Source organism: Nocardia neocaledoniensis (assembly GCF_003182135.1).
Classification (GTDB): Bacteria; Actinomycetota; Actinomycetes; order Mycobacteriales; family Mycobacteriaceae; genus Nocardia; species Nocardia neocaledoniensis.
On sequence record NZ_QGTL01000005.1, the window covers coordinates 125,312 to 134,457 of the forward strand.

Genomic DNA, 9,146 nt, shown 5'->3' on the forward strand with positions numbered 1-9,146 from the left:
CGTGCGCCGAAAGGTGTTCAGCGGTGGTCGCTCGCCACAGACTGGGTGTCGTTGGCGATTCGGCACCTACCGTGAGGGAGACCCTGTCATGACGATCGAAACCCGGAGCACCCTCAACGCTGTCGACCTCGAGGCGGTGGGCGGGCTGGTCGAGGCGATCCGGCAGGATCCCGGCAAGGCCAGGACCACCTGGGGTGCGCATGTGACGTGGAACGGCGCGTTCTCCTCGGCGGCGCGGGTGCGGTCCTTCGCCGCGATCCCGTCGGACGAGCCGCGCACGCTGGGCGGTGGCGACACCGCGCCCAACCCTGTCGAGCAGTTGCTCGGCGCGCTGGGCAATTGCCTTGCGGTCGGTTACGCGGCCAACGCGACGCTGGCGGGGATCGAGCTCAGGGACCTTCGCATCGATCTGAAGGGCGACCTCGACCTGCACGTCTTCCTCGGCCTGGCGGAGGGGCACGCCGGATTCGAGACGATCGTGGCGACGGTGCGGGTGGACGCCGACGCCACCCCGGAGCAGCTCGCCGATCTGCATGCCCGGGTGGCCGCCAGCTCGCCCGTCGGGCACACGCTGCGCAACGCGGTTCCGCTGGAGATCGTCGCGGGGTAGTGCCGCCTCAGCGCCACCGGCGCGACCGGGAGCGGCCCGCCCGGTGCCCGAAGAAGCCGGCGAGCCGGGACTCGCGGCCGTCGGTGCGTGCCCGCAGGGCGGCGTCGGCGAGATCGGCGAGGTCGTCGGCGAACGCCAGGGCCTCCGCGGTCACGTCGCGGCGGAGCCCATCGGCCAGTCGGCCGATGCCTCGGCCGCGGACACCGGCGACGGCGCGCGCCTCCTGGGCGAATTCGGTGACCGTGAGCAGGTCCTCCCGCACCTGTTCACGCCACGCGCTGAAGGATTCCGTGCGACGAGACCCCATCGTCCGCCTGCCTCTCATTTGAGTGAACACTTGTACACCGATGTGGAAATGGTATCCGGTAACGCCGGTACCGGCAACAGGCGCTTCGGCGGTCGGGGACACGGCGGTCGTGTCCCCGAAAGGTGTTGTGCCAGTGTGAGCGCGGTCGGCGGCGTGGCGTGCCGCGCCCGCCGTCAGCTGGGTGAACCGGCTCGTGGGTTGCCGTCGCGGACGAGATCGCGATACGCGCTGAGGATGCCGCGGATGGAGGACGTCACCGGCAGTTGGCCATCGAGCGGTGCCCAGACGTACCGGGCGTGGGCGGTGAGGTGGATCGGCTCGAACGCGACGACGTCCACGGCGAAATGCAGCCGGCGGACAGGGTGCGCGTCAGGGGACAGGTAGTCGAAATCGCCGACGTGATGGCGGATTCCGGTGACGACCAGGCCCGTTTCCTCGCGCACGCCCCGGGCCACCGCCTCGGCGAGCGATTCGCCGGTCTTGACCGTGGCGCCGGGGAGCTTCAGCGGGACCTTGATCGGGCCACTGTCGTCGCGCTCCAGTAGCAGCACCTGGCCACCGCGATCGATGATTACGCCGACTCTCGGTGCGGTGCCGTCGATTTCAGCTCGACGGGCCAGCGCTTCCAACTCCGACGCGGGGACCATGGGGCGTACCAACTTCCGACTCCGGACCGAACGGACCCGACGAATGTAGCGGATCGCAACGTTACCCGTCGGTTTGCCGGCGGGCGCGCGGATCGGGCGCTTCCGCTACCCCCGCGATGTCGTGCCCGGGCGCTCGGCGGCGGTGGCCAGAGCCGCGGCGTGTGTGCGCAGGATGCGGTGGTGTTCAGGGCAATCGTCGAGCCGCTCGTGCCTGCATTCGAGGAGGTGACGCAGGACCGCCTGTGCCTGCCGGATCCGCGCGACCTGCTCGTCGAGCTGCCGCATCTTGTCCGACGTGAGTGCGCGCCAACCTGATTCGGTGCTCCCGACAGGCATGCGGAACTCGGCGATCTCGGCCAGGGTGAAGCCCGCCGACTTGAGCAGGTCGATGAACGCCACCTGCTCCACCGCGCGTTCGTCGTAGCACCGTTTGCCGCCCGTCCGCCCCGAGGCGCGCAGCAGACCCTTGCGTTCGTAGAAGCGCAGCGCCGACGCGGCCAAGCCGGTGCGCTCGCGCAGCTCGGAGATCGAGAGTTCACCCATTGACTTGAACCATAGTTCAACCTGAATGCTCGGACCAGACGCCGTCGGTCCAGAGCCGACGGGTCGCCGACGTGTGAGGAGCGAGGAGTGACCGACAGGACAGGTGTGGCGGTGGTGACCGGCGCCGGGCGGGGGATCGGGGTGGCGATCGTGCGGGCGCTGGCCGATGACGGTTTCCGGGTGGTCGCGGGCAGTCGCACGATCACTCCGCAGCTGCGCGCGGCGTCACCCGATGCCGTCGAGGTGGACCTGACCGACGGCGAGGGACCGGCCCATCTCGTCCACCACGCGATCGACCGGCACGGCGGCGTCGATCTTCTCGTCAACAATGTCGCGGGCACCTCCACCCCGGCAGGCGGCTTCCTCGAACTGGATGACGCGGCGTGGCGACACACCTTCGACGCCACGCTCCTGTCGACTGTTCGCGCGACCAGGGCAGCGTTGCCGAGCCTGCTGGACCGGCGCGGCGCGATCGTCAACATCAGCTCGGTGAATGCCCGACTGCCGCAGCCCCGGCTGGTCGCCCAGTCGGCGGCGAAGGCCGCGGTGACGAATCTCGGCAAGGCGCTCGCCGAGGAGTTCGGTGGACGGGGTCTGCGGGTGAACACGATCTCGCCCGGCCCGGTGCTCACCGACCTGTGGACGACGCAGGGAGGTCCGGGGGAGGCCCTCGGGCGGAAGGTGGGTGTGCCCCTCGACCGCGTGGCGGAGGAACTGCCCGCGGTCCTCGGGATGTCCACCGGTCGATTCACCACTCCCGAAGAGGTCGCGGCCCTCGTCGTGTTTCTCGCGTCCGGGCGAGCATCGAATATCAGCGGCGCCGACTTCGTCATCGACGGCGGCATGCTGAAGACGGTCTGATTCGCCACCGTCCGCGCATCGGGCAACTCCTTGACGGGTAGCGCGGTGAACGGCGCTTGCGGGATTATTGCGAGAGCGTGCATATGTGGGTCGACCGCCTGTCGGGTGGCGACGATTCGAGCCGTCATCATCCCAGTGTGACTCCGGCGTGTCCGCGCCATGCCGGTGGACCGGAGATCGGTTTGCTGAAGGTGTGCTGTCTGTATCCTCTGCTCGTCCAGCATGACCGTGGCGAGCGGAATCCCGTTCGCCCCCAGAGCGTCGGAGGTTTGTGCACCCATGGTTCGGCATCGCTCGGTTCCGCGTCCGGCGGTACTCACGCCCGGCCCTGCGATAGCGCCTTTCCGTCCCACACTGCTCGATGCGTCGAGCGAGGAAGGGTTACGCGACCTGGAATCGCTGGCGGCGTCGGGCGCTGTCCGCGCGGTGCACGACACGATCGACGAGCAGCTCGACGAGCTGATCCGCTGCGCGGACCCGGCTTTCGCGCACACCGCGGACACCCTCGGCGCGTGGCGGCGCCGGATCTGTGGCGAGATTCCGTTGTGGCGGTGGGGAACCTGGGTGTTCTACCCGTGGAACGGGCAGCTGGTGCACGTGCTGCCGCGCGCGGCGTTCGAACGCGTGCGGGCCGATCGCAATCGCGACAAGATCGACCGCGCGCAGCAGCGGGATCTCCGCGCGTGCCGGATCGGGGTGGTCGGGCTGTCGGTGGGCAACAGCGCGGCGGTGACGCTGGCGATGGAAGGGGTCGGTGGTTCGTTCCGCCTGGCCGACTTCGACACCGTCGGGCTGTCGAACCTGAACCGCCTGCGGGCCGGGGTCGGGGATCTCGGGGTGCCCAAGGCGGTGCTGGCGGCGCGCCAGATGTTCGAGATCGACCCCTATCTGGACATCGAGGTGTTCACCGACGGATTGACCGAGGACTCGATCGGGCCGTTCTTCGACGGCGTGGACGGCAGCGGGACACTGGACCTGCTGGTCGAGGAGTGCGACACGGTGTGGGCGAAAGTCGCCGCCCGTGAGTACGCGCGCAGCCGGGAGATCCCGGTGCTGATGGACACCAACGATCGCGGCCTGCTGGATGTCGAGCGGTTCGATCTCGAACCTCGGCGCCCGTTGTTCCACGGCCGCGCCGGTGGGATCACCGCGTCCCAGGTCGCGCGGATGACGGGCGGCGAGAAGCTGTCGCTGCTGCTGGACGTGGTCGACGAGTCGCGACTCAGTCCGGTGATGCGGGTAGCGATCGGGGAGATCGGCCGCAGCCTGTCGAGCTGGCCGCAACTCGCGTCCGGGGTGATGCTCGGTGGCGCGCTGGTGGCGGACACGGCCCGTCGGATCCTGCTCGGCGAGCTGATCCCGTCGGGACGCACCTATGTCGACCTCGACGAGCTCATTCCCGCGATCAGTCTCTCCGCGGAACTCGAGCGGGCGATGGAGGAAGTTCGATGACGGTCGACCTGCGCAACGTGGAACTGGTCGGCAAGCGGCTGCGGTTGCGCGACCTGCGTCCCGACGATCTCGGCGTCTACCAGCGGATCTTCACCGATCCGCAGCTGACCAGGTTCATGGGCGCCGACAGCATGGGCGTCCGGGCGGCCGCGGCGTCGTTCGAGGCGGCCCGGCGTGCCCAGGGCGAGAGTCCGCGCCGCAAGTACACGCTGGCGATCACGGCACCGGGGGCGGACACCATGGCCGGCACCATCAGCCTGCTGGTCGAGGACTTCGGCAGCAACGCGATGATCGGCGGCCTGGTCGTGGTTCCGGAGGGGGCGTTGCGGGCGGGCGGCATCGAGGCGGGCAGGCTGCTGGCGGCGTTCGCCTTCGGGCCGCTCGGCATCCACCGGGTCTGGGCCGGGCACCGGCACGATCATCCGGTGATGGACACGGTGATGTCGGGAGTGGGCTTGACACCGGAGGCGCGGCTGCGGCAGCTCTACCGGACCCATGGGCGCTGGCACGACGTGTGCACCTACGCGGCGGTGCGGCCGGAATGGGTTGCGACAGCGACCGATACCGAACGCCGGATCCTCGCGCTTCGACCCGCCGAGGCAAGGGAACACGCCACCGCGGGGCGGTGAAGTCGGTGCCGAACCCTACCGAAACGGGCTCCGGGCGGGGCCGTGGCGCGCTACCATCGCCGACTACAGGCCCCAGGCAATCACCTTTTGCCCGAATCGCCTCCACCCCAAACGCGTAGCGGTCGGCGACGGGAGGGACTCCACCGCCGACGAGAACCCGAAGTGGAGATCGTCAATGGCAGTGCTGATCGACTCCGACTATTTCGCGCCGACCGACCGCCGGGAGGCCGTCACCGCGATCCTGCAGGAAGCCGATCTCGGCGCGAACCTGCAGATGTGGGACGCGCCGGCCGAGGTGGTGAGCCGACACCAGTCCTGGCTGCTGGGACCGATCGCGCTCACCCGCTCGGAGGTGTCCGGACATCAGGTCTGGCGCACCAGGCGGCACGAGCAGTCCACCCCCAGCGACACCCTGACGGTGACCGTGCAGCACGGACAGGTCCGCAGGCACGAACAGTTCGGCTCCCAGACGCTGATCGAGCCGGGCGCCTGCGAGGTGATCGACCTGGCCACCACCTTCGCCTCCGGCTGGCACGGTCTCGGCGGCACGCTGTGCCTGCAGCTGTCGCGGGAACGCCTCGGCATCTCGCCGGAACTGGTCGTCGCGGCGCACGGGCGGCTGGCCGCGTCGCCGCTGTACCCGATGGTGACGGCGCAGATCCAGCATCTGGTCAGGATCGCCGACCAGCTCGAAACCGATCCGGCAGCCGCCTCGCTGGGCGAGTCGTGCATGGAAATGGTTCGGGCGCTGTTGATCTCGGCCGCCGGGCGCGGGCCGGGCGACGGCGGCGCGATCCCGGATCAGCTGATGATCGAGCAGATCCTGGGGTACGTGCGGACCCACCTGTCCGACTCGGACCTGAAGATCCCCGCGATCGCGGCCGCCAACAACATCTCCGTGCGGCACCTGTACAAGGTGTGCGCGCAGTCGGGGGTCAGCCTCGAGCAGTGGATCATCGAGCAACGGCTGTTCCGGGCCCGTGACATGCTGATCGACAGAGGCTACGCGCACCGGTCCATCGGCGCCGTCGCCGGCGCCGTCGGCTTCCGCGACGCCGCTCATTTCTCCCGGCGATTCCGCGAAGCGTTCGGCATGACGCCGCGGGACTGGCGCCGCAGCGCCGCCGAGACGGACACCCCACCGAAGTAGTCCGCGGTCCGCCCCGACTGCACGCACGTTTGTGCGTGCACAGTCAGGTGGTGTGCACGCACAGCCTCCTTCGATGATCGATTCGCCGATACATTTCGAATGTGGCTGCGCGAGGCCGCTTCAGGAGTACGAGGGTCGCCGACGGGCACCCCCGCCGCAGCAGTCCGCGCGAGGACGTCGAGAGAGAGGGGAGACCATGTCGACGATCGGCAAAGCGATTCGGGCGGCACGGATGGCCTCCGGATTCACGCAGGCGGAGTTGGCCGACTGGATCGGGATTTCGGACGCAAACCAGATCAGCCGTTGGGAACGCGATGTGGTGACACCCAGTGCCGGCAATGTCGGCGAGTTGTCGCGGGTTCTCGGGGTGCGCCTGGACAACGCGGTCGGAAACGCGGTGTCGTGCTGATGTGACGCTGTGGCGTCGGCTCGAATCGGATCGAGCCGACGCGGCAGCGGGCGGTGAGCTCGCCGGGGTTACGAATCCACCTGGGAGCTCAGGTAGCTCAGGAGAAGGTGCACGTCCTCGCCGTAGTCGATGTGGGCTGCCGAGGCGTAGAAGTTCGCCATGTCCACGCCTTGGCGGGCCAGCTGGACGAGTTCGTCGACACCGGCGGGGTCGGCGATGGTGAGCAGGGTTCGGGTGGTGGTGTCCAGATCGGCGCCCAGGCCCGCCGCGACGGGGCCCAGTACGGCGCCGGTGAGGTCGGCGCCGGTGGCCGCGAAGCTCGCGAGGTCGGCGGCCGCGGCGAAGGGATCGTTGCGGTCGAGCGCTTCGACCGCACGCCAGAGGATCTCCTGGATCTGACCGACCCGCTCGGCGATGGTCAGGAGATCGATCTGGGTGAGGGCGTCGGCCATGAGGCTGACCGCCGCGGTCCAGCCGGCGGGATCGACGGCGGCGGCAGCGCGGATGACCTGGGCGACCAGGACTCGGTCCACCCCGGCGGCGGCCTGGACCAGCGGGGCGAGGGCAGCGTTCACCGCGCGTGCGGTCTGGTGCGCGCCACGGATGTCGCCGGCCGCGACGAGGTCGGGCAGGCGGGTGAGGTCGTCGGCGATGGTGGGCAGGTTCGCCGCCGTGGCAGTCCATCCCGCGCCCATCGTGACGGCTTGCTCGATCAGGCTGCGGGGATCGACCGTCGCCGGGATGACGTCCGCGATCGGTGCCGGATCGCCGCTGAGCACCCGGCCGACGACGGCGAGGAACGGGGAGGTGGCGGCATCGAGGGAGCAGTACAGATCGCCGTCGGCGCACAGGGTGCGCACCCGGTCGGTCAACGCGCCGAAGTCCCGGCTGCGCGCCCCCGCGATGCCGTAACCCGGCTGTGGGTTGCCCAGGGAGAGTGTGGTGTTCGGGTCCCGATGCGGATCGGCCAGTAGTCCGACGCCGACCACTCGATCCGCGTCGACGGGGCCCTCCCCGTTGCCGATCTCGGTGGCGAGATCGCCGATGCCGTCCGCGCCCTGGCTGTAGCCGGCCAGGACCACCCGGGTCGAGGCGCACAGGCCACGCAGCAGGGCGTGCAGGCGGGATTCCAAGGTGCTCAGCGATTCCGCGTAGGTCAGCCCCAGGTCGAAAGCGCTCGCGGCATAGGGGACGTAGAGCACCGTGATGTCCTCGCCGAACTGGCGGCGCAGACCGTCACCGAGAGGCCGCAGCATCCCCACGGGCACTGCGGGATCCGCGTCCGGCGTCGTCTCCCAGGTACCCGGCGCGAGAATCGCGGTGTACGGAGTGCAGGACCGCACGCCATCCGTGTCCGCCCGCGCGGGCCCGACCGCCGTGGTCCCCACCGTGACCACGGCCGCGACCAGCGTCGCCGCAGCGGATCTCGACAACCTGTTCATCGTCCAATTCCTCTGTTGCCGAAGGAGATTCGAGACAGCTCGGCGACCCCCGAGTGGTCGCCGAACCGTCGTCCCCAATTCTCGCCACTGCCCACCGCTCCCGCCGACACTTTCAGACACATTTTCATTTCAGATCAGGCGCGGCGGTTCGATCGCCGAGAATTCCTCGCGATCCGGGAATGATCGAGCAGTGCCTAACCGTTCAATCGAGTGTGATCAGTTAGAAAAACTGATCGTGAACACCGCTCTCCCGGAACAGGATCAGCTCATGTCTCGTCTGCCCTTGATTCAGCCCGACACCGCCACCGGCAAGGCCGCCGATCTGCTCGCCGGCGTGCAGAAGGCGCTCGGTGTCACCCCGAACATGACCAAGGCCATGGTCAACAGCCCCGCCGTGCTCGAGGCCTACCTGGCCTTCTCCGGAGCCCTCGGCGGCGGCTGGCTCTCCGTGCCGATCCGGGAGCGAATCGCACTGCTGGTCGCCGAGGAGAACGGGTGCGACTATTGCCTGTCCGCGCATTCCTACATCGGCGCGAACGTTGCCAAGCTCGACGCGGCGGAGATCGAGGCAGGCCGCCACGGTCGGTCCGGCGACGCGAAAGCTGCCGCGGTACTGGCCTTCGCGGCCGCGGTGGTACGCACGCGCGGCGGTGTCGAGGAAGCCGACATCGCCGCCGCGCGCGATTCGGGCCTGACCGACGGTGAGATCACCGAGGTCATCGCCAATGTCGCGCTGAATGTGTTCACGAACTATCTGAACAAGGCCGTCGATACCGACATCGATTGGCCCGTGGTCCGTCACCACGACCACTGACGGTCGTCGGGGATCCGCTGTTCCCGGGCACCGGGGTCAGGGGTTCTGAATGTGCCTATGCCGCAAAGGTGCACATCGAGTTACAGAAAGTGATTGTAAAGTCCCTACGTTTCACTCGAGGGGGGAGCGCAGGCGCGGACAACGGAATTCGTCTGGCGACTCGTTTGCGCTCCCCGCATCGTCGGCGGCTTCATGCGACCGAGATTGCCGCACTCGAAGCTGATCCCGGCGAAGACCTCGTCGCCGCGTGCGGAATCGCGTTCATCCACTCGGTGATACGTG

At 68.9% G+C, this 9,146-nt stretch carries 11 protein-coding genes; 7 read left to right on the forward strand and 4 right to left on the reverse strand.

Going from position 1 to position 9,146, the window contains the following annotated elements; all coding sequences use genetic code 11:
* The first annotated feature begins 88 nt into the window (after nt 1-88).
* On the forward strand, nt 89-610 hold the full coding sequence (locus DFR69_RS16290; RefSeq protein WP_110038418.1) for an OsmC family protein: 522 nt from the start codon (nt 89-91) through the stop codon (nt 608-610).
* A gap of 7 nt (nt 611-617) precedes the next feature.
* On the opposite strand, the gene DFR69_RS16295 is transcribed toward DFR69_RS16290, so the two are convergent.
* The 3 genes from DFR69_RS16295 to DFR69_RS16305 form a co-directional block, all read right to left on the reverse strand.
* Complete coding sequence (locus DFR69_RS16295) at nt 618-917, reverse strand: hypothetical protein (protein ID WP_146229297.1); 300 nt, start codon at nt 915-917, stop codon at nt 618-620.
* 173 nt (nt 918-1,090) lie between these two features.
* Entirely contained in the window at nt 1,091-1,564 is a 474-nt protein-coding gene (locus tag DFR69_RS16300; protein ID WP_110038420.1) for an NUDIX hydrolase, read from the reverse strand.
* Nucleotides 1,565-1,669: 105 nt separating this feature from the next.
* A complete protein-coding gene (locus DFR69_RS16305; protein WP_110038421.1) occupies nt 1,670-2,107 on the reverse strand; it encodes a MerR family transcriptional regulator in 438 nt (145 codons plus the stop codon).
* 87 nt (nt 2,108-2,194) lie between these two features.
* Between DFR69_RS16305 and DFR69_RS16310 the strand changes: the two genes are divergently transcribed.
* The 5 genes from DFR69_RS16310 (at nt 2,195) to DFR69_RS34485 (ending at nt 6,608) form a co-directional block, all read left to right on the forward strand.
* Nucleotides 2,195-2,968: an SDR family NAD(P)-dependent oxidoreductase gene (locus DFR69_RS16310; RefSeq protein ID WP_208643988.1), complete on the forward strand. Its 774-nt coding sequence runs from the start codon at nt 2,195-2,197 to the stop codon at nt 2,966-2,968.
* A 279-nt stretch (nt 2,969-3,247) separates the two neighbouring features.
* Nucleotides 3,248-4,420, forward strand: coding sequence for a ThiF family adenylyltransferase (locus DFR69_RS16315; protein WP_208643989.1), 1,173 nt, complete (start codon nt 3,248-3,250; stop codon nt 4,418-4,420).
* Entirely contained in the window at nt 4,417-5,049 is a 633-nt protein-coding gene (locus tag DFR69_RS16320; RefSeq protein WP_110038423.1) for a GNAT family N-acetyltransferase, read from the forward strand. Before DFR69_RS16315 ends, DFR69_RS16320 begins: the two co-directional genes overlap by 4 nt.
* Nucleotides 5,050-5,224: 175 nt before the next feature.
* Nucleotides 5,225-6,199, forward strand: coding sequence for a helix-turn-helix domain-containing protein (locus DFR69_RS16325; protein ID WP_146229298.1), 975 nt, complete (start codon nt 5,225-5,227; stop codon nt 6,197-6,199).
* Nucleotides 6,200-6,395: 196 nt separating this feature from the next.
* Nucleotides 6,396-6,608: a helix-turn-helix domain-containing protein gene (locus DFR69_RS34485; protein WP_167456290.1), complete on the forward strand. Its 213-nt coding sequence runs from the start codon at nt 6,396-6,398 to the stop codon at nt 6,606-6,608.
* A 68-nt stretch (nt 6,609-6,676) separates the two neighbouring features.
* Here the strand turns inward: DFR69_RS34485 and DFR69_RS16335 are convergent, their stop codons facing one another.
* A complete protein-coding gene (locus DFR69_RS16335) occupies nt 6,677-8,050 on the reverse strand; it encodes a cutinase family protein (RefSeq protein WP_110038426.1) in 1,374 nt (457 codons plus the stop codon).
* A 190-nt stretch (nt 8,051-8,240) separates the two neighbouring features.
* Here DFR69_RS16335 and DFR69_RS16340 point away from each other — a divergent pair, with 190 nt between their 5' ends.
* Nucleotides 8,241-8,864, forward strand: coding sequence for a carboxymuconolactone decarboxylase family protein (locus DFR69_RS16340; protein ID WP_244198290.1), 624 nt, complete (start codon nt 8,241-8,243; stop codon nt 8,862-8,864).
* The last annotated feature ends 282 nt before the right edge of the window (nt 8,865-9,146 follow it).